Consider the following 19,403-nt stretch of genomic DNA (forward strand, 5'->3'; position numbering starts at 1 on the left):
TGTGTGTCCCGTGACCGGCTGGCCGATTACTCCATCATCTTCTCAATCGGCAGCACCAGAATGGAGCTGGCGCCCAGCGCTTTCAGTTTTTCCATGGTCTCCCAGAACAGGGTTTCGCTGCTGACCATGTGCATCGCCACGCGCTGCTTGTCGCCTGCCAGCGGCAGAATAGTCGGACGCTCGGCGCCCGGCAGCAGGGCAACCACTTCTTCCAGGCGTTCGGTCGGAGCGTGCATCATGATGTATTTCGACTCGCGGGCCTGGATCACGCCCTGAATACGGGTCAGCAGGCGGTCAATCAGCTGCTGTTTGGCGTCGGCCATCTCGCCGTCGCGCTGGATCAGGCAGGCTTTGGAGCGGTAGATCACTTCCACTTCGCGCAGACCGTTGGCTTCCAGGGTGGCGCCGGTGGAGACGAGGTCGCAGATGGCGTCGGCGAGGCCGGCGCGCGGCGCCACTTCCACGGAGCCGTTCAGCAGACAGGATTTAAAAGAGATACCTTTTTGATCGAGGTAGCGCTTCAGCAGGTGCGGGTAAGAGGTGGCGATGCGTTTGCCGTCCAGCGCCGCCGGGCCGTTCCAGGCTTCATCCACCGGGGTCGCCAGCGACAGGCGGCAGCCGCCGAAGTCGAGACGACGCAGGGTGAAGTAGCGCGGGTCTTCGCCCTGAGCGCGGCGGCTGAGCAGCTCTTCTTCCAGCACGTTTTCGCCGATAATGCCGAGGTCGACAACACCGTCCATCACCAGGCCCGGGATATCGTCATCACGCACGCGCAGAATGTCGATTGGCATATTTTCCGCCAGCGCAATCAGACGCTGGGTGTGCAAATTGACTTTAATGCCGCAGCGGCTGAGTAATTCGCGTGAATCTTCGCTTAAACGGCCTGATTTCTGAATAGCTATGCGTAAACGGGTGTTGTCTAACATTGTTCTTTTCCTCTGAATACCTGTCTGAATCTGTCCGAATTTGGTCCAAAAAAAAGCCCCCGGAAGTGAATCTTCCGGGGGCTCTCTGCGCGTTCATGCACCACTGGAAGATCCAAATGTCTTCCAGCACACATCGCCTGAAAGACTAGTCAGGATGATGGTGATGATGGTGGTGTTTAAATTGAACGCGGTTCATAAAAATTCTCTGTGAATGACTATGCATTTGATGTCCTTTAACCTAAACCACTTCCGCCGCAGAAAGCAAGGGCTTTTTTCTATCATTAATTCATTTCACATTGAGCGAAGAAATTGTCAGTTGCCGCAGGCTGGCGTAGCCTGTAATCAGCACAGCGAAAGAGTCAGGAGCCTGGGATGAAAAAGGTCGCGATAGTCGGTTTGGGATGGCTGGGGATGCCGCTGGCGCTGTCATTGATGGCGCGAGGCTGGCAGGTCACCGGCAGTAAAACCACGCAGGATGGCGTGGAGGCGGCGCGGATGTGCGGGATTGACAGCTATCCGCTGCGCCTGGAGCCGCAGCTGGTCTGTGATACCGAGGACCTCGACGCGCTGATGAACGTCGATGCGCTGGTGATCACGCTGCCGGCCCGGCGTACCGGGGCGGGAGAAGGGTTTTATCTGCAGGCGGTGCAGGAGATTGTCGATACTGCGCTGGCGCACCATATTCCGCGGATCGTCTTCACCAGTTCCACCTCGGTGTATGGCAACGTCAATGGCACGGTGAAAGAGAACTCCCCGCGTCTGCCGCAAACCGCCAGCGGGCAGGTGCTCAAGGAGCTGGAGGACTGGCTGCACAACCTGCCGGGAACCTCGGTGGATATTCTGCGTCTGGCCGGGCTGGTGGGGCCTTCCCGTCATCCGGGACGTTTTTTTGCCGGCAAGTCGGCGCCGGATGGCCAGCACGTGGTCAATCTGGTGCATTTGCAGGATGTGGTGGCCGCTATCGAACTGCTGTTGCAGGCCCCGAAGGGCGGGCACATCTATAATCTATGTGCGCCCCGCCATCCGGCGCGCGGCCTCTTTTATCCGCAGATGGCCCGTGAACTGGGGCTGCCGCCCCCGGTGTTCAGCGACAGCCCGGACGGTGGTCAGGGCAAGATTGTGGATGGCAATCGTATCTGCAATGAGCTGGGGTTTGAGTACCAGTACCCCGATCCGCTGGTGATGCCGATGGAGTGATCTACCAGCGGTGATTCGCATACCGTAAGGGGGTAGCGATGAAACCACTGCTGGATGTCCTCTTGATCCTCGACGCGCTGGAAAAAGAGGGGAGCTTTGCCGCCGCGTCGGCAAAGCTCTTTAAAACGCCCTCGGCGCTGAGCTACACCATTCACCGGCTGGAAAGCGATCTCAATATTCAGCTGCTCGACCGCAGCGGACACCGCGCGCGCTTTACCCCCACCGGACAAATGCTGCTGGAGAAAGGGCGGGAGGTGCTGCATATCGCCCGCGAACTGGAGATCCGGGCGGTCAAGCTGCAGCAGGGGTGGGAGCACACCCTCCGCCTGGCGGTGGACTGCACTTTTCCCGTGATGCAGCTTTCGCCGCTGATTGCCGCATTTTATCAACAACAGCCGCTGACCCGGCTGCACTTCACGCAAAACCCCTCGCTGCTGGACTGGCGGCCGCTGACTGACGGGCAGGCCGATCTGCTGCTGGGCGCCCTCGGCGAGCCGCCGCCGCTGAGCGGCTATGACTATCTCCCCCTCGGCGAGCTGGAGCTGCTGCTGGTGGTTTCCCCGCAGCATCCGCTGGCGCGACACCGCGCTCCGCTGAGCTGGCGGACCCTGCGCCGTTACCGGGCGGTGGCCACCGGCGAGGGCGGGGCGCTGCTCAGCGATCAGGAGACCCTGACGGTGTGTGACGCCGCGGGGCAGCTGGCGCTGCTGCGCATGGGGCTGGGCTGGGGCTGTCTGCCGCGTTACCAGGTGCAGGGGCTGCTGGAGAGCGGCGAGCTCATCAGCATGGCGGTTCGCGGGCTGTCGCCCCGCCAGCATGCCTGGATCGCCTGGAATGACGCCACCTGCGGTTTGGCCAGCAAGTGGTGGCGGGAAACGCTATTAGCAAATAGTGCTATTTTTACAATTTATCATACGGAAATCGTATAGATATTAGCACGTTAAAAAATACGCTTACGCAATGAACTTCATAACATCTTGTCAACGCCGTTGAATTTGTTGCAAAATATGCGGCCTGAAAACCAGAGACTAGCCGACGCTTTTTTTAAAAGTGTCGGTTATTTTTTTGGTCGAAAGACACATCATTCAATACCAAGAGGCCGGGCTTCGTACCGGATAGATATTTACTAAAAACCGACAGTCGTTGTCGCTGAGGAATAGAAAGAAATGGGGCAATTTTTTGCTTACGCGCTGGCGTTCACCGTAAAAGGGGATAACTATGTCGCATAACGCTACTCCAAATACCTCTCGCGTGGAATTACGTAAAACGCTTACGTTAGTTCCGGTTGTAATGATGGGCCTGGCCTATATGCAGCCGATGACGCTGTTCGATACGTTTGGTATCGTCTCTGGTATGACCGACGGTCACGTGCCGACGGCCTACGCCTTTGCGTTAATCGCCATTCTGTTTACTGCCCTGAGCTATGGCAAGCTGGTACGTCGTTACCCTTCTGCCGGCTCGGCGTATACCTATGCGCAGAAATCCATCAGCCCGACCGTCGGCTTTATGGTGGGTTGGTCCTCGCTGCTCGACTACCTGTTCGCGCCGATGATCAACATTCTGCTGGCGAAAATCTATTTTGAAGCGCTGGTGCCTTCGATTCCGTCGTGGGTGTTTGTTATCGCGCTGGTCGCCTTTATGACCGCCTTTAACCTGCGCAGTATTAAATCCGTCGCCAACTTCAACACCGTGATCGTGGTGCTGCAGGTGGTGCTGATTGCCGTTATTCTCGGCATGGTGATTTATGGCGTGTTTGAAGGCGAAGGCGCCGGTACGCTGGCCAGCAGCCGTCCGTTCTGGTCCGGTGACGCGCACGTGATCCCGATGATTACTGGGGCGACGATCCTGTGCTTCTCGTTTACCGGCTTCGACGGCATCAGCAACCTGTCTGAAGAGACCAAAGATGCAGAGCGCGTCATCCCGCGGGCGATTTTCCTGACCGCGCTGATTGGCGGCCTGATCTTCATCTTTGCCACCTACTTCCTGCAGCTGTATTTCCCGGACATCTCGCGCTTTAAAGATCCGGATGCGTCACAGCCGGAAATTATGCTCTACGTAGCAGGTAAAGCCTTCCAGGTTGGCGCGTTGATCTTCTCCACCATCACCGTGCTGGCTTCCGGTATGGCGGCGCACGCTGGCGTGGCGCGTCTGATGTACGTGATGGGCCGTGACGGCGTGTTCCCGAAAAGCTTCTTCGGCTATGTTCACCCGACCTGGCGCACCCCGGCGATGAACATCATCCTGGTCGGCGCTATTGCGCTGCTGGCGATTAACTTCGACCTGGTGATGGCGACGGCGCTGATTAACTTTGGTGCGCTGGTGGCGTTTACCTTCGTTAACCTGTCGGTGATTTCGCAGTTCTGGATCCGTGAGAAACGCAACAAGACGCTGAAAGACCACTTCCAGTATCTGTTCCTGCCGATGTGCGGCGCCCTGACCGTTGGCGCGCTGTGGGTCAACCTGGAAGAGAGCTCGATGATTCTGGGCCTGATCTGGGCCGGTATCGGTCTGGTCTATCTGGCCTGCGTGACCAAAAGCTTCCGCAACCCGGTGCCGCAGTATGAAGATGTGGCCTAAGGCATAGCGTGATGTAAATGAGAAAAGCCGGAGGGAAACCTCCGGCTTTTTTTTCGTTTGGCCCGGTGCGATACCTTTTGCCCGGCGGCGCTGCGCTTGCGCGGGCCTACGGTGATGGTTAACCTTCTGAAATTTAATGGTTATGTAGGCCGGGTAAGCGAAGCGCCACCCGGCAATATGTTGGCCACGGAAACGACGACCGGACGGTTCCCTCTCCCTCCGGGAGAGGGTTAGGGTGAGGGGAAGCACTGCAGTGTGGTTGTTTATGTTATCTGTGGCTTCAGCGTAGTTTGCGCTCCCGGTTAGTCTTCTGCGTTATGTCTCTTATGGTGCTGGGAGCGCACAGGGGGCGGCCAGTCGCCGCCGCCCCCTGTACCCCCGGGCTCCGGCCAGCAAAATCGCCACTTCGTGGTACCTTCGACTTATCCCTGCAGGCTTCGGGTCGGGCCGAGGCAGCGTCCGTGCAAAACACGGCCCTCAGCCCGCATCCATGCGGGCTGCCCCGGCCTGCCGGGAACGTCTCAGCGATTTTGAGGCCGCCAGCACCGGCAGTTTCAGCGGCCCTTGATCCAGTGGTGATTTGGGGTTGTAGGCTGGGTAAGCGAAGCGCCACCCGGCACAAAAGCGGCTCCGCGCCCGCTGTCCTTGCCCGGCGGCGCGGCGCTTGCCGGGCCTACGGTGTTGAGTAACCTTCTGATATGTAAATGGCTTTGTAGGCCGGGTAAGCGAAGCGCCACCCGGCAACATGTTGGACACGGAGCCTGATGTATTGCCCGGCGGCGGTGGAGACGGTTATCGGTTTGCCACGTTCTCAGACTCCGTAGGCCGGGTCAGGCGCAGCCGCCACCCGGCAATATGTTGGCCACGTAAACGACGGCCGGACGGTTCCCTCTCCCTCCGGGAGAGGGTTAGGGTGAGGGGAAGCATTGCAGTGTGGTTGTTTATGTTATCAGTGGCTTCAGCGTAGTTTGCGCTCCCGGTTAGTCTTCTGCGTTATGTCTCTTATGGTGCTGGGAGCGCACAGGGGGCGGCCAGTCGCCGCCGCCCCCTGTACCCCCGGGCTCCGGCCAGCAAAATCGCCACTGCGTGGTACCTTCGACTTATCCCTGCAGGCTTCGGGTCGGGCCGAGGCAGCGTCCCTGCAAAACACGGCCCTCAGCCCGCATCCATGCGGGCTGCCCCGGCCTGCCGGGAACGTCTCAGCGATTTTGAGGCCGCCAGCACCGGCAGTTTCAGCGGCCCCTGATCCAGTGGTGATTTGGGGTTGTAGGCCGGGTCAGGCGCAGCCGCCACCCGGCAATATGTTGGCCACGGAAACGACGACCGGACGGTTCCCTCTCCCTCCGGGAGAGGGTTAGGGTGAGGGGAAGCACTGCAGTGTGGTTGTTTATGTTATCTGTGGCTTCAGCGTAGTTTGCGCTCCCGGTTAGTCTTCTGCGTTATGTCTCTTATGGTGCTGGGAGCGCACAGGGGGCGGCCAGTCGCCGCCGCCCCCTGTACCCCCGGGCTCCGGCCAGCAAAATCGCCACTGCGTGGTACCTTCGACTTATCCCTGCAGGCTTCGGGTCGGGCCGAGGCAGCGTCCCTGCAAAACACGGCCCTCAGCCCGCATCCATGCGGGCTGCCCCGGCCTGCCGGGAACGTCTCAGCGATTTTGAGGCCGCCAGCACCGGCAGTTTCAGTGGCCCCTGATCCAGTGGTGATTTGGGGTTGTAGGCTGGGTAAGCGAAGCGCCACCCGGCAACATGTTGGACACGGAGCCTGATATATTGCCCGGCGGCGCGGCGCTTGCCGGGCCTACGGTTATGGTTAACCTTCTGAAACTTAATGGTTATGTAGGCCGGGTAAGCGAAGCGCCACCCGGCAGAAACCCGCGTAAAGCGCTAAAACGCGAGTGTGGTTGGGTCAGCCGCAGGGAGCTGCGGCTTGTTTATAGCGGCGGCGGTTCGAAGCAGAGGCTGCGCTCCAGGCACTCGTCGCAGCTTGGCGATCGGCAGACAATCTCCCCCTGCGACTGCAGGCAGCGCTGGCGGTAAAAGAACTTTTTCCAGCGCATATGGTGAACGTTCTGCACCACCAGCAGTGGAAAGCAGTCGCGCATCAGCCGGCCCAGTTCCGCCCGCGAATCGAGTCCCAGATCCTCCCACAGATGGTTAAACGCCAGCGCTACCTCGGCGACGATCTGCGCCATCGGTTCGGCCCCCGGCGCCATCCACTCCGTCAGCCACTGCCCCAGCTGCCGACGCTCTTCGTCGCGGGTGGCATTCAGCTCGGTCATCAGCCGACGGCGGCTCAGCGTCGCGCTGTCCAGCGGCGTCGCCACCTCGCCCAGCCGCTGTTGCAGCGCCCGCCACGCTCCGGGAGTCAGCCCCATCCGCAGCGGAAAGCAGCCTTTTCCGGCGTGATACAATCGCCACAGGCGGGTCAACCAGTCGACGGGCGCCATCAGGCGACCCCCTGACGCAGACGTGATGCCGCCAGGCTCTGGCGCCGCCGCTGCCACCAGGCAGGCAGCACCTCGGCGACCGAACGCCACGCGCCGTCCACCTGCGGCTCAATGCCCTGCAATTCCAGCTGCTGCCATGGCGTATGGCCGATACGCACGCAGAACACCGCTTTTACGTCGGCGAGCAGCGCCAGCAGCGCCGCCAGTCTGGCCTCGTTCTCCTGTGGCTCACACTCCTCTTCGCCGCGGCAATATTTCGGTGTAAAGCGCTCGCCCACCAGCACCATACCGGCGGCCGACAGGCTGTAGATCGAGAAGCGGTCGGCATGGCCAAAATGACAGTCAATGACCTCGCCGTGGCGGGAGGCCACGGCCACCAGACAGGCGTCATCCGCGTCCGACTCCCCCTGCGTAGCGAGGCTGGCATGAAGTTCGGCGCGCTGGTGGAGGATGGGCAGCCAGTCGGGGAGGCTGTCCGGGTCCGGCAGCCGGGTGAACTGCTGGCTGCGATCTTCGCCCAGCATGCCGATGGCGTCGGCACGGCACTGGTGGCAGTGGGTCATCTGCGGCATCACCTCCCCGCACTGGCTGCGGATCGCGGCGAGCATCCCGGCGTCCGGCTCCGGCTGGCCGTTGAGACCAAAAACCGTGCCGTGCTCCGGTCTGGCAATCAGCGGCATAATATTGTGAATAAACGCGCCGCTTTCCCGCAAACGACGGCCGACCTCGGCCATGCCGCCGTCGTTGATCCCCGGGATCAGCACCGAGTTTATCTTGACCAGCACTCCCGCGGCGGTCAGCCTGCGGACCCCTTCAAGCTGGCGGGCAATCAGGATCTCCCCGGCTTCCCGGCCGCGGTAGCGTTCGCCGTCGAGCCACAGCCAGGCATAGATTTGCCCGGCGATATCGGCATCCAGGGTATTGATGGTCACCGTGACGTGATCCACGCCGACCTCCAGCAGGCGATCGACCGCGTCGGGCAGCATCAGCCCGTTGGTCGACAGGCATAATTTGAGATCCGGAAGCTGGTCGCGGACCAGCTCCAGGGTGCGGAAGGTGCGGGTCATATTGGCCAGCGGATCGCCGGGCCCGGCTATGCCGACCACCGACAGCTGCGGGATGGCCTGGGCCACCTGGCGCACTTTCAACACCGCCTGCTCGGGAGTCAGCAGCGTCGATGACACCCCGGGACGGGACTCATTGCTGCAGTCGAATTTACGGTTGCAGTAGTTGCACTGCAGATTGCAGGCCGGGGCGACCGGAAGATGCATCCGGGCGAAACGGTGGTGCCCGCTGCGGGAGTAGCAGGGGTGCGCGGCGACCTTGTCGGCCACCCGCGGCGCTAACGCGCTGGCGTCCGCCGACTGACAGGCGTTACCGCCGGAAAAAGAAGAGCAGGAAGTCATGGTCGTACCTTCATGGTTGGGCGATACCTTCCTGCTGCAAACGACGTACCAGTGACGAATTTTTTATCTGGCTGAAAAATAAAGCGTTATCCCGCATCCCTGCGGCACAACATTGTCGCGTTCCTGCCGTACTGACGACAATGTCCTGAACCTGACACCGCGGCCTACAGACGCGGCAGGGTGATATCCATGATCTGGATCCGGTAAGCGACCTGGCGCGGCGTCATCCCCAGCAGCCGTGCCGCCTTGGCCTGCACCCAGCCGGCTTTTTCCAGCGCGGCGATCAGTCGCTGACGTTCGTCCAGGCTGTTGTCCAGCCAGCTGTCTTCCGCTGGCCCGCTGGCAGGCAGGGCTTTGGCGGGACGATCCTGGTGAGTGAAGAGGATCACGTCGCGATCGATCAGGCCACTCTCCGACATCACCGCCGATCGTTCGAGGCAGTTCTCCAGTTCGCGAACGTTACCCGGCCAGCTGTACTCCATCAGCAGGCGGATCGCGCCCTCGCTGATCCGCAGCGTGCGCCCCTGATGCTGGCCGATTTTGCGCACCAGGAAGTGCGCCAGCTCGGCGATGTCCTCCTGACGCTCGCGCAGCGGGGGCAGGGCGATGGGCATCACGTTCAGACGATAGTAGAGATCCTCGCGGAAATGGCCCAGCCGGACCTCCTCCTCCAGGTGACGGTTGGTGGCGGCGATGATGCGGACATTCACCCGCAGGGTCTCATCGCCGCCGACCCGCTCCATCTCCCCCTCCTGGAGGATACGCAGCAGCTTGGCCTGGAACGAGGCGCTGCTTTCACCAATCTCATCGAGGAACAGGGTGCCGCCATCCGCCAGCTCAAAACGTCCTTTACGCTGACGCACCGCCCCGGTAAAGGCGCCTTTCTCATGGCCGAACAGTTCGCTTTCCAGCAGGGTGTCCGGCAGCGCCGCGCAGTTAAATTTGACGAAGGCGGCGCCAGCCCGTGGCGAATGGTGATGGATGGCGTTGGCGATCAGCTCTTTCCCGGTGCCGCTTTCGCCGCGCACCAGCACGGTGGTGTCCCAGCGCGAAACCTGACGGATCACCTCTACGATCTGGCGCATCGCCGGGCTCTTGCCGACCATATTGTCAAGGCCCACGCCGCGGGACGACGAGCAGGCCGGCGGCCGTTCCACCTTCGGCGGCTGGCGGCTCGACAGGGCGGGTGAGGCCGGAAGGATCATCAGCCGGATGGTCTGGGCGACGAGGTTGGCGACGGTTTCGAGAAAACGGGTGCAGGCCGGCAGCCGCTCTTCCTGGCGCGCCATCGGCTGGGCCGCCAGCACCCCTATTGGCCGGGCGTTGGGGCCCATCAACGGTACGGCGATAAACGGCAGATCGTAATCGTAGAGGCTCAGGCGGTCGAGAAAACGCTGATCGTCGGCGACCCGGGGCAGCACCAGCGACTGCCCCTGGGCCAGCACGGTCCCCACCAGTCCCTCGCCGGGGCGATAGCGGATCTGCGTGCTGCCGGGGAGGGGCTGCTGGCCGGTTTGCTGCAGCGCTTCGATACTGAGGATCTCCTGCTCGCTGTCGTACAGGCAGATCATCCCGTGCTGCATAAAGGCATCGTTGTGCAATACGCTGAGCACCTCCTGCAACGTTTTGCTGGCCTCGGTGGCCCGGCTCAGCACCACGCTTATCCGCTGCATGGCGGTGAACTGCTGAGAGAGGTCGAAGCGTCTGACGGTGGTGTCCGGGTCGGATTCAGGGATCATGCTTCACCTCCGGTCAGGGTGTTAAACAGCGGGAAACGCAGGGTCAGGCAGGTGCCGCCCTGCGGTCGGGAAGCCAGCTCAATGGCCCCGCGATGGTGCGCCACCAGGGTCTGGATCAGCCGCAGCTCCATGCCTTTACCCGGCGAGTTCAGCGCGTCGGGGGAGTGGGCGTAGCGCACCTGCAGCAGCGGTACGTTGTCAGTCAGGTACAGCGACAGCCAGCCGTCGTTCTCCTCGGCATAGAGCTGCATCGCCAGCGGCACGGAGGGCAATTCGGCGGCGAGGGCCAGGGTGCGGTCGAGCCACAGGCTTAAGCACGCCAGCAGCGGGGTGCGCTGGCCAAAGCCGATCAGATGCGGTGAGGCCATGTCGACCTGCAGCCCGTCGGGATCGAAGCGGGTACGGTAGAGGGCGCACAGATCGTCGAAAAAGGGCTGCAGCGGCCAGACGGCGGGGTTTTCGAGTTCCAGCGATGGGCGACAGCGCTGGAGCCGCGCCATCGCCTCTTCCCCTTCACGCCAGGCGGCCTCCAGCGCCACATTCCCGCTTCCCTCGCCGTTCAGCCGACGGGCTGCCGCCAGCATATTAATCGGGCAGTTCAGCTGGATCAGCGCGGCGTCCAGCGACTCGCGGATCGCCGCCAGCAGCTTGCCGGCGGTCATTTGCTGCTTCAGCCGGTCAAGGCGTCCTTGCTCCTGCTGCTGACGCTGCTGGGTACAGTCGGCGATCACCACCAGGGTCCGCGCCAGCGCGCTGTCGATAAAGTAGCGGCTGGCCTCTTCACTGACGCCGGGCAACGGCCAGCAGGTTACCGACAGCCAGCGCGCGGCCCCGCGCAGCGCTACCGGCAGGATCGCCTCCACGCCGGGCGTCATCCGGCCAGGGGAGACCTGCAGCTCGGTGAGCAGCTCCCGGCCGCCGCAGTCAGCGCAGAAGGTTTTGTAGGCGAGGTTGTCCATCACCACCCGATCCTGCTCGTCCACCACCACCACGGCGGCGGGGATATTATTCAGCACCGCCTCCATCAGGGTCATATGGTTGCGCAGCCGTTGTTCGAGGGTGTAGCTGACGCTGATATCCCGCTGCATCGCCAGATAATGCTCCAGTTCCCCTTGCGGGCTAAGCACCGGGGTGATGTCAATCTCCACCAGGTACAGGCCGCCGTCCCGACGCTGATTAATCAGCTGACCGCGCCAGGGCTGACGCTGGAGCAGGGTATGCCACATCTCCTGATAGATCGCGCGCGGCGTCTGGCTGCTGGCCAGCAGGCGCGGGTTCTGGTTTAACAATTGCGCCAGCGAATAGCCGGTCTGGCGGCAAAACGCTGGGTTGGCGTAAATGATCCTGGCGCTGGCATCGGTGAGGGATATGGCCACCGAGGCCTGTTCCACCATGGTAAAAAACAGCCCCGGATGTTGTTGAGTCAGCGCGCCGGCGATGGCCTCCGGTGCGGCGTTATCGAGCATCATATTCAGGGTCATCGCAAACTCCTGTGTCGCAGTTATGACAAATTGTCCGACACCGTGCGCGAAACGCGGCGGGGTAAGCCGAACCTGGATAACCATGCAAAGTGTGCGCCTTATCGGAACGACCACGCGAAACATTGATCCGACAGGGGGAAAATTCACGGATTTTTACCTTTCGCCCCGCCGGGTGCGCCTTTGGCGCGCGGCATCGTGAGGCGAAGCGATCCTGATGGGGCAGGGATGGGCCGTTACGGTGCAGGGCAACCTGGCATAGCCTTCGCAATACCTCTGTCGTCATTCCTTTTTTCAACACCATTCCGACAGGAGCGTACTATGGCGAACATTGGCATTTTCTTTGGTACCGATACCGGTAAAACCCGCAAGATCGCGAAAATGATCCACAAGCAGCTGGGGGAGGCCGCCGCCGCCCCGGTCAATATTAACCGCGCCACGCTGGCGGACCTGCTGGCCTACCCGGCCCTGCTGTTGGGGACGCCGACGCTGGGCGACGGCCAGCTGCCGGGCCTCGAGGCCGGGGGCGAGAGCGAGTCGTGGGCCGAGTTTATCCGCAACCTCGGCGACGTTAGCCTGCAGGGGAAAACGGTGGCGCTGTTTGGCCTCGGCGATCAGCGTGGCTATCCGGATAACTTCGCCAGCGGGCTGCGGCCGCTGTACGACGCCCTGCGTGCCCGCGGGGCGACGATGATCGGCAGCTGGCCGAACGAGGGGTATGAGTTCAGCGCCTCATCGGCGCTGGAGGGGGATCGCTTTGTCGGACTGGTGCTGGATCAGGATAACCAGTTCGACGAGACCGACGCGCGGCTGGCGACCTGGCTTGAGGAGATTAAACCGCATCTGCTGTAGGCGATGGCGGGTAGCCTGTCGGCTACCCGCACAGCCCCGGCTGGCGCGCTAGCATCTCGGCCAGCCACTGGCGCTGGTGGCGGCGCTGGCTCTGTTGACTGAGGTAATCGCGGGCGCTTTCCTGCGCCTGCTCAGGCGTCATCGGCGCGGCAGGGCGAATGGCCTCACACCAGATCAGATGCCAGCCGAGCTCACTGGCCACCGGCGCGCTCAGCGCATTTTCCGCCAGCGCAAACAGCGCCTCCTCCAGCTGCGGATAGAGCAGCCCCCGGCCGATCCAGCCCAGCAGTCCGCCGTCCAGCGCGCTCGGGCAGTGGGAGTGTCGCTGGGCCAGCGGCGCAAACGCCTCGCGGGAGGCTTCGATTTGCCCATGAAGCTCCCGTATGCGCGAGTAAACCGCCTGGTCGTCGCCATCGACGGTGAGCAGCAGATGGCGGGTCAGACGCTGTTCCGGGCGCATAAACTGCGCCTGATGCCGCAGATACCAGGCCTGCACCGTGGCGGGATCCGGCCGCGGCGCCTGGCTGGCAATCCCGGCGAAGGCGGTTTCCAGCCGGGCGTGGTGCAGGACGATCGCCGCCCGCTCCGCTGGCGTAAATCCTCCCTCATCCAGCCAGGCGCCCAGCGAAGTGGCGAGGCCCTCCAGCAGCGCGGCGGGGATCGCCTCCGGCGCAATTTGGGCGACGATGAGCTGCTCCATCTGGGCCTGGCGCTGCCAGGCCGCCTCGAAGGCCTGCCGGTCGACCGCGTCGATGGCCGCCGGCTCGCAGTTCCAGCGGCTCTGCGCCAGCCGCTGCCGGCCAAATCGTTGCCATGGCTCCATTATTCTTCCTCCTCTGCCAGCGCCAGCGCGCTTACCGGGACCTGGAACCAGCGGCCGCCGAAGTCGACGATATAGCCGTCGCCATGCTCGCCCCGGCCGGTGGCTTCGATGCGCCCCAACTGCCCGACGCTGACCACCATCTCGCCCTGCATCGCCAGCGCCGTCTGACAGATTACGCTATCGCCATACTGCAGATTGCCGGCCAGCCAGGGCCGATCGCCGGCAATCAGCTCCTGTTCGCGACAGCCGACCACCCGGTCGCAGTCCGGGAAGTGGATCTGGTAGATGATCTGGTCCTGCAAGAATACTCCCCAGTCGCGGACATAGCCGATGCTGCCCCGGCGCACCAGCAGGGCGCCGGACGGCAGGCCCGCATAGGTGCCATCGTTACGGATGGCGCGCACGACGCGGACCGCTTCGCTAAAGGTAAATCGGGGTCTCATGGCGTGTTCTCCTCGAACTGTTGCTGATAACTCTCCGCCAGCAGTCGGCGCGCCAGCAGCCAGTGCGCGCGCGGGTTATCCTCCAGCTGGTTGAGCAGAGGCACTTCCGCCTTCAGCTTGCGGTGAAAGGTGGCCAGCACCGGCAGGCTGCAGTGCGCCAGGCGCTCGGGCTGGTAGGGAACGGCGAAAAACTGAAAGAATGCATCGGCGGAGCGCAGGTCGCCCACGCCGGGGATCTGATAAAACCACTCCATACTCACCCCCTGGCCTGCAGCGTTTCGGCGCTGCAGAGCGCGTGGTAGATTGCCGCCAGCTCATCATCCCGCGGGCTGCGTTTGCCGTTTTCGGCAAAGCGACGGAGCGCTGGCAGCAGCTGGTCAATTTGCGCTGATGTCAGGTGATAACCCATCCGATCGAAGACGCCGTTAACCGCCTGGCGACCGGAGTGTTTGCCCAGCACCAGCCGATAGCCACGGCCCAGCAGGGCGGGGTCGATCGCCTGATAGCTCTCGCTGTCGCGCAGCAGCGCCGCAACGTGCACGCCGGATTCGTGGGTAAAGACCAGCTCGCCCACCAGCGGCTGCTGGGGGTCCACCGGGCGGCGGGTGGCGAGGGCCACCTGTTCGCACAGCGCCGGCAGGGCGGTGAAACGCACGCCGGTCTTGACCTCCAGGCAGCGCTCCAGTCCGAGCGCCACGGTCTCCAGCGCCGCGTTGCCCGCGCGTTCGCCCAGGCCCAGCACGGTGGTGTTCACGCTGGTGGCCCCGGCGCGCACCGCCGCCAGGGTGTTGGCGGTAGCCAGGCCCAGATCGTTATGGGCGTGCATCTCGAGTTCGCCGGGCCAGACGCGGCGCAGGGCGGCGATCTGCGCCGCGGTGGTGAACGGGTCGAGGATACCGACGGTATCGGCATAGCGCAGACGGGTGGCTCCCGCCTCCCGGGCCAGGCGGGCAATGTCCTGCAGCGTCGCGTCGCTGGCTCGCGAGGCGTCCTCACAGCCAATGCAGACCTTCAGGCCAAGGGTGTGGGCGAGGTGGATCAGGGCCGCCAGCCGCTCCAGCAGCAGCGGTAAGCCTTCGCGCAGTTTGTACTGCCGCAGCTTGTCGGAGGCGGGGATGGAGATATCCACCCAGTCCATGCCCAGGTCGGCGCTCTGGCGAATTTCTCCCGCCTGCATCCGGCACCAGGTCATCAGCGTGGCGCCCGGGAGCTGACGGCGCACCTGCCGGATGCGGGCGCACTCCTCCTCGCCCATCGCCGGGGTGCCGACCTCCATGGCCTCGACTCCCGCCGCGTACAGCGCCTCGGCGATGGCGATCTTTTCGCTGGCCTGAAAGGCCACGCCGGGACTCTGTTCACCATCGCGCAGGGTAGTGTCGTTAATCAGTACGCGTCCCATCATTGTCTCCCCGCCTTAGCCGTAGACCGGCGTGAAGGCGCCATCCTGCAGGTGCGGCTGACCCTGTCGCCAGTAGGGCGACAGGGCGCGCAGCCGGTCGATAACCGACGGCAGGGTGGCGATGACGTAGTCGATCTCTTTTTCCCGGGTATAGCGTGAGAGGGAGAAGCGGATGGTGCCGTGGGCCGCAGTGTAGGGGATATTCATTGCCCGCATGACGTGCGACGGCTCCAGCGAGCCGGAGGTGCAGGCGCTGCCGCTGGAGGCGGCGATCCCGGCCTGATTCATCAGCAGCAGGATTGCCTCGCCCTCGATACACTCGAAGGCCAGATTGAGGGTGCCGGGCACCCGCGGCTGGCTGCCGCCCATCACCGTCACCGCCGGGATAGTGGCCTGGAGATGCTGTTCAAGACGATCGCGCAGCTGGCTAATCTGCGCCATGCCCGGCAGATGAATCTGTGCCAGCTCGCTGGCGGCGCCCATCCCGACAATGCCGCTGATATTTTCCGTACCGGCCCGCCGGCCATGCGCCTGGTGGCCGCCGCGCAGCAGCGGGCGAAAACGCGTTCCCCGCCGCAGCCAGAGGCAGCCCACCCCTTTGGGACCGTGGAATTTATGCGCCGAGCAGGAGAGCATATCGATCCGCGTCTGGCTGAGCGCCATCGGGATTTTGCCCACCACCTGCACCGCGTCGCAGTGAAACAGCGCGCCCTGCTCATGAGCCAGCTCCGCCAGTTCAGGCACCGGGAACATGACGCCGGTTTCGTTATTGGCCCACATGATGCTGACCAGCGCCACGCGCGGGCTAAGCGCCGCCCGAAATTGCGCCATATCCAGGGCGCCCTGCTGATCCACGGCGATACGGTGGATCAGGTATCCCTGGCGCTCCAGCTGCTCGCACACCGCCAGAGTGGCGGGATGTTCGACCACGCTGGTGATGATTTCGCGCCGCTCCGGCATCAGGGCCACCGCCGAGGCGATAGCGGTGGTGGTGGCTTCGGTGGCGCAGGAGGTAAAGATGATCTCGCTGGGGTAGTCGGCCCCGAGCAGGGCGGCCACCTGCTGGTGCGCCCGTTCAAGGGCCGCCTGCGCCGGCAGACCAAAATCGTGTATCGACGAAGGGTTGCCGTAAAAGTCGGTTAAAAAGGGCATCATCGCGTCGAGAACCATCGGGTCGAGACGGGTGGTGGCGTTGTTATCGAGATAAACAGGTTTCATCGTATCCCCCTTGGGTTAGTTAACCGCGGCCGGGGCCGCCACCACGTCCATGTAAGTTCCGGTACGCTCCATCAGCTTTTGCTGCAGCCAGGCGAGGGTCATGTCGGTCATCATGCAGCCGCTGCAGCTGCCGGAGAGGCTGACGGTCACCTGACGCGGGGTGACGTTGAGCAACGTCATGTCGCCGCCGTCGGCCTGAATGTGCGGGCGCAGTTCGTTGATGGTATCGACCACGCTTTGCCAGTGCGCATCGTGGGCCGTCTCCGCTGGCAGGGGCGCTGGCGGCTGTTGGGCGAGGATCGCCGCCAGCGCCAGCTCAATTTTTTCATGGCAGGCGGTGCAGCCGCCGCCGGCTTTGGTGTAGTTAATCACTTCTTCGAGGGTGGTCAGGCCATTGTTCACCACGGCCCGGCGAATATGCCCTTCGTCGACGCCGAAGCATTTACAGATCAGCTTGCCCTCCTCATGCTCCTCCTCAAGGCTTTCGCCGCGAAAATGGGCGATGGCCGCACGCAGCGCTTCCTGGCCCATCACCGAGCAGTGCATTTTTTCCGGCGGCAGACCGTCGAGGTAGTCGGCGATCTGCTGGTTGGTGATCTGCCCGGCTTCGGTCAGGGTGTGGCCGATAATCAGCTCCGTCAGCGCGGAAGAGGAGGCGATGGCGCTGCCGCAGCCGAAGGTCTGGAAGCCCGCCTCCTCGATGATCTCGGTCTGCGGATCAACCCGCAGCATCAGGCGCAGCGCATCGCCGCAGCTTAATGAACCCACATCGCCCACCGCGTTGGCGTTGTCGACCACGCGCGCGTTGCGGGGATGAAAAAAATGGTCTTTCACTTTCTCGGAGTAGTTCCACATGCTGTCAGCTCCAGGGATGATGACGAAAACGCCGGGGCGCGGTACACCGCAGACTGGCGGTGGTACTGACCCCCAAGCAATTGCGATACCAACGCATAAAAACCTTATTTGTTAATGACCTGGCGGGTTAAGCGCCCCCGACAGGGCCGACACTGTTGTGGCGTTTTGTGGGCTTTGTCACATAAACGACAGGATCAGGGGAGCGGGTCGGGCTCCTCCCGCCACGCCGGCTCCTCCAGCAGGCGGTTAAAGCGCTGCGGATCGCGTTGCCGCGCGCTGCGGCGCTGCGCTTTTTCATACCAGGAGAGTTGGATCTCCTGCAGCAAGCCGAGGATGGTGGTCTGGTCTGGGACGCGTTCGGCGCGGACGCCCACCTGCAGCAGCTGGCGAAAAACCGCCTCGCCAATCGCCACACAGAACAGGGTGACGCAATCCTCAAGGGCGTGGATGCGCTCGGCTATCTTCTCGGTCTGGTGACCGCTGGCGACCGGGAACTCCACCACCCGCAGCAGGGTGACCCGGTCGGCTTTGACGCCGTAGACCACCAGCCGCGGCGTGGCGCCGAAATGCTGATCGACGTGGCGGTAATCGGAGCTGGCGAAGGCGACTTTCATCGACCACTCGTCGGCGTGGACCATATCAAACTGACGATTAATGGGCGGCATAAGCGTCTCCTGAAGCCGGCAGGGGGTCGGCGCCCTGGCGAAGCGGCGAGCGGTAGAGGGCGGTGTGGTGATGGCGGTCGCGCAGCAGATTGGCCAGCTCAAACAGCGTATCTCGCATGCCTGCGTACCCCTGGCGGACCCGACGAAACTCACCGAGCCGGTCGAAGAGGGGAAAACCGACGCGGATCAGCGGCAGGGCAAACTGCTCCGCCAGATCGCGGGCGTGAGAGTTAGCCACCAGCAGATCGGCGGGTTGGTGGCTCAGCAGCTGCTGCAGATCCTCAAGATCCCCCGGCACGACTTGCTCGACCGGCAGCTGGCGCAGGCTGGGGTGGCTGGTGGGGGCGACCAGCGGGCCGGGCAGCATCCCCTGGCTGCGGGCGAAATCACACCACGCCGCCAGCAGGTCGCCCTCCGCCGCCATCGCCATGCGCTGGCCCTGAAGCCACATATGGCAGTCGATCATCGCATCCTGCAGCTGGCCGCGCTGGCGCTCAATCCAGGCCGGTACGCGGCGTCCGGACATCTTCGCCAGCTGATGGATAAAGGTATCGCAAAGGTCGAGGGTCATCAGATGCGGCAGGGCGATCACGTCGCCGCGGCTGCGTTGGGTCAGGAGCGATGCCGCCCGCTGGAGCGACACGCCAATGGCGAAGCTGCCCAGACTCTGGCCCATCTGGGCAATCTGGCGCAGCGAGGCGCCGCCCTGGGTCAGGGGCGTAAAATCCCCTTCACCGAGGTGGCCATCCATTGACTGCGAGAGGTCCGGCAGGATCACCGGCTGCAGGCCAAAGGCCTCCACGCAGCGGCCCAGCCATTCGATATCCCCTGGCGAACAGAGGTGGCTGACCAGCAGGTTGACCCGCCGGGGCCGCTGCCCCGGACGCGGCGTCGGCGCGACCCACTGCTCGATCACGCTCTCGATCACCGCGCTGTAGCCGTTTTCCATAGAGCCAAAAAAATCCGGGGTATTGACGGTGAGGATCGCCACGCCGTTATGGCGCGGATGCGCCTCGCGAAACTGGCGCACCACCCGGGCGATATCGCTGCCCTGCGCTTCCGCCAGACCGGTGCTGAGCAGCACGATGGCCTGCGGGCTGTGGCGCTGGCAGAGGGTGTCGAGCGCGGTGAAGATATTGCCGTCGGCCCCCATGATCGTGGCGGTCGGATCCATGGCCGTCGACTGCAGCGGCACCGGGTCATGGAAATGCTGAATAAAGAAAACTTTGGCGAAGGCGCTGCAGCCCTGGGCGCCGTGGACCAGCGGGATGGCCTGGGCCAGCCCGAGGCTGGCGAGGATCGCCCCGAGCGGTTGCCCGGTTTTAATCGGGCTCACCGCCAGCGGTTTTTCACTGCGGATAATATCTGCCATGGTGTTC

General features: G+C 63.2%; 19 protein-coding genes and 1 other annotated feature. Of the genes, 5 read left to right on the forward strand and 14 right to left on the reverse strand.

The genetic code is table 11. The annotated features are described in order from the left end of the window. Positions 1-26: 26 nt before the first annotated feature. Both hisG and hisL read right to left on the reverse strand, forming a co-directional pair. On the reverse strand, positions 27-926 hold the full coding sequence (gene hisG / locus AC3EMD_RS08455; RefSeq protein ID WP_002912152.1) for an ATP phosphoribosyltransferase: 900 nt from the start codon (positions 924-926) through the stop codon (positions 27-29). 47 nt (positions 927-973) lie between these two features. Further along, positions 974-1,096, reverse strand: a sequence feature (His leader region). Beyond that, on the reverse strand, positions 1,072-1,122 hold the full coding sequence (gene hisL / locus AC3EMD_RS08460; protein ID WP_004899375.1) for a his operon leader peptide: 51 nt from the start codon (positions 1,120-1,122) through the stop codon (positions 1,072-1,074). (Overlaps the previous feature by 25 nt.) Before the next feature lie 176 nt (positions 1,123-1,298). Between hisL and AC3EMD_RS08465 the strand changes: the two genes are divergently transcribed. From AC3EMD_RS08465 to plaP, 4 genes are all read left to right on the forward strand, one after another. Beyond that, positions 1,299-2,123, forward strand: coding sequence for an SDR family oxidoreductase (locus AC3EMD_RS08465; protein WP_008804116.1), 825 nt, complete (start codon positions 1,299-1,301; stop codon positions 2,121-2,123). A gap of 38 nt (positions 2,124-2,161) precedes the next feature. After that, a complete protein-coding gene (locus AC3EMD_RS08470) occupies positions 2,162-3,052 on the forward strand; it encodes a LysR family transcriptional regulator (RefSeq protein WP_218809578.1) in 891 nt (296 codons plus the stop codon). Positions 3,053-3,289: 237 nt separating this feature from the next. Continuing rightward, positions 3,290-3,352 carry a membrane protein YoeI gene (yoeI, locus tag AC3EMD_RS08475; RefSeq protein ID WP_096335043.1) on the forward strand — a complete coding sequence of 21 codons (63 nt, stop codon included), beginning with the start codon at positions 3,290-3,292 and terminating at the stop codon, positions 3,350-3,352. Beyond that, positions 3,342-4,700, forward strand: coding sequence for a putrescine/proton symporter PlaP (plaP, locus tag AC3EMD_RS08480; RefSeq protein WP_004148994.1), 1,359 nt, complete (start codon positions 3,342-3,344; stop codon positions 4,698-4,700). The genes yoeI and plaP overlap by 11 nt, the downstream gene beginning before the upstream one ends. A gap of 1,930 nt (positions 4,701-6,630) precedes the next feature. On the opposite strand, the gene AC3EMD_RS08485 is transcribed toward plaP, so the two are convergent. The 4 genes from AC3EMD_RS08485 to nifL all read right to left on the reverse strand — a co-directional run bounded on the left by AC3EMD_RS08485 (position 6,631) and on the right by nifL (position 11,772). After that, positions 6,631-7,146, reverse strand: a complete 516-nt coding sequence (locus AC3EMD_RS08485; RefSeq protein ID WP_111526610.1) for a nitrogen fixation protein NifQ — start codon at positions 7,144-7,146, stop codon at positions 6,631-6,633. Continuing rightward, on the reverse strand, positions 7,146-8,552 hold the full coding sequence (gene nifB / locus AC3EMD_RS08490) for a nitrogenase cofactor biosynthesis protein NifB (protein WP_008804119.1): 1,407 nt from the start codon (positions 8,550-8,552) through the stop codon (positions 7,146-7,148). Before nifB ends, AC3EMD_RS08485 begins: the two co-directional genes overlap by 1 nt. A gap of 164 nt (positions 8,553-8,716) precedes the next feature. After that, positions 8,717-10,291, reverse strand: coding sequence for a nif-specific transcriptional activator NifA (nifA, locus tag AC3EMD_RS08495; protein WP_008804120.1), 1,575 nt, complete (start codon positions 10,289-10,291; stop codon positions 8,717-8,719). After that, positions 10,288-11,772 (reverse strand): nitrogen fixation negative regulator NifL, encoded by a 1,485-nt coding sequence (gene nifL, locus AC3EMD_RS08500; RefSeq protein WP_100781505.1) that lies wholly within the window; start codon positions 11,770-11,772, stop codon positions 10,288-10,290. The genes nifA and nifL overlap by 4 nt, the downstream gene beginning before the upstream one ends. A gap of 318 nt (positions 11,773-12,090) precedes the next feature. On the opposite strand from nifL, the gene AC3EMD_RS08505 reads away from it, so the two are divergent. After that, complete coding sequence (locus AC3EMD_RS08505; protein ID WP_008804122.1) at positions 12,091-12,621, forward strand: flavodoxin; 531 nt, start codon at positions 12,091-12,093, stop codon at positions 12,619-12,621. Positions 12,622-12,643: 22 nt separating this feature from the next. Here AC3EMD_RS08505 and nifM read toward each other — a convergent pair whose 3' ends face one another. From nifM to nifN, 8 genes are all read right to left on the reverse strand, one after another. Further along, positions 12,644-13,444, reverse strand: a complete 801-nt coding sequence (nifM, locus tag AC3EMD_RS08510) for a nitrogen fixation protein NifM (protein ID WP_100781504.1) — start codon at positions 13,442-13,444, stop codon at positions 12,644-12,646. Continuing rightward, entirely contained in the window at positions 13,444-13,887 is a 444-nt protein-coding gene (locus AC3EMD_RS08515) for a nitrogen fixation protein NifZ (protein WP_008804124.1), read from the reverse strand. Before AC3EMD_RS08515 ends, nifM begins: the two co-directional genes overlap by 1 nt. Beyond that, on the reverse strand, positions 13,884-14,141 hold the full coding sequence (locus tag AC3EMD_RS08520; protein WP_008804125.1) for a nitrogenase-stabilizing/protective protein NifW: 258 nt from the start codon (positions 14,139-14,141) through the stop codon (positions 13,884-13,886). The genes AC3EMD_RS08515 and AC3EMD_RS08520 overlap by 4 nt, the downstream gene beginning before the upstream one ends. A gap of 2 nt (positions 14,142-14,143) precedes the next feature. Next, entirely contained in the window at positions 14,144-15,286 is a 1,143-nt protein-coding gene (nifV, locus tag AC3EMD_RS08525) for a homocitrate synthase (protein WP_023322951.1), read from the reverse strand. 15 nt (positions 15,287-15,301) lie between these two features. Next, the gene (gene nifS, locus AC3EMD_RS08530; RefSeq protein WP_023322950.1) at positions 15,302-16,504 is read right to left on the reverse strand and encodes a cysteine desulfurase NifS; all 1,203 of its coding nucleotides are present in this window, start codon (positions 16,502-16,504) and stop codon (positions 15,302-15,304) included. Between the two features lie 15 nt (positions 16,505-16,519). Beyond that, a complete protein-coding gene (gene nifU / locus AC3EMD_RS08535; RefSeq protein WP_008804128.1) occupies positions 16,520-17,359 on the reverse strand; it encodes a Fe-S cluster assembly protein NifU in 840 nt (279 codons plus the stop codon). A gap of 194 nt (positions 17,360-17,553) precedes the next feature. Continuing rightward, complete coding sequence (locus AC3EMD_RS08540; protein ID WP_008804129.1) at positions 17,554-18,024, reverse strand: NifB/NifX family molybdenum-iron cluster-binding protein; 471 nt, start codon at positions 18,022-18,024, stop codon at positions 17,554-17,556. Continuing rightward, entirely contained in the window at positions 18,011-19,396 is a 1,386-nt protein-coding gene (gene nifN / locus AC3EMD_RS08545; protein WP_302074029.1) for a nitrogenase iron-molybdenum cofactor biosynthesis protein NifN, read from the reverse strand. The genes AC3EMD_RS08540 and nifN overlap by 14 nt, the downstream gene beginning before the upstream one ends. Positions 19,397-19,403 lie beyond the last annotated feature (7 nt).

The organism is Klebsiella sp. PK18 (genome assembly GCF_057784655.1).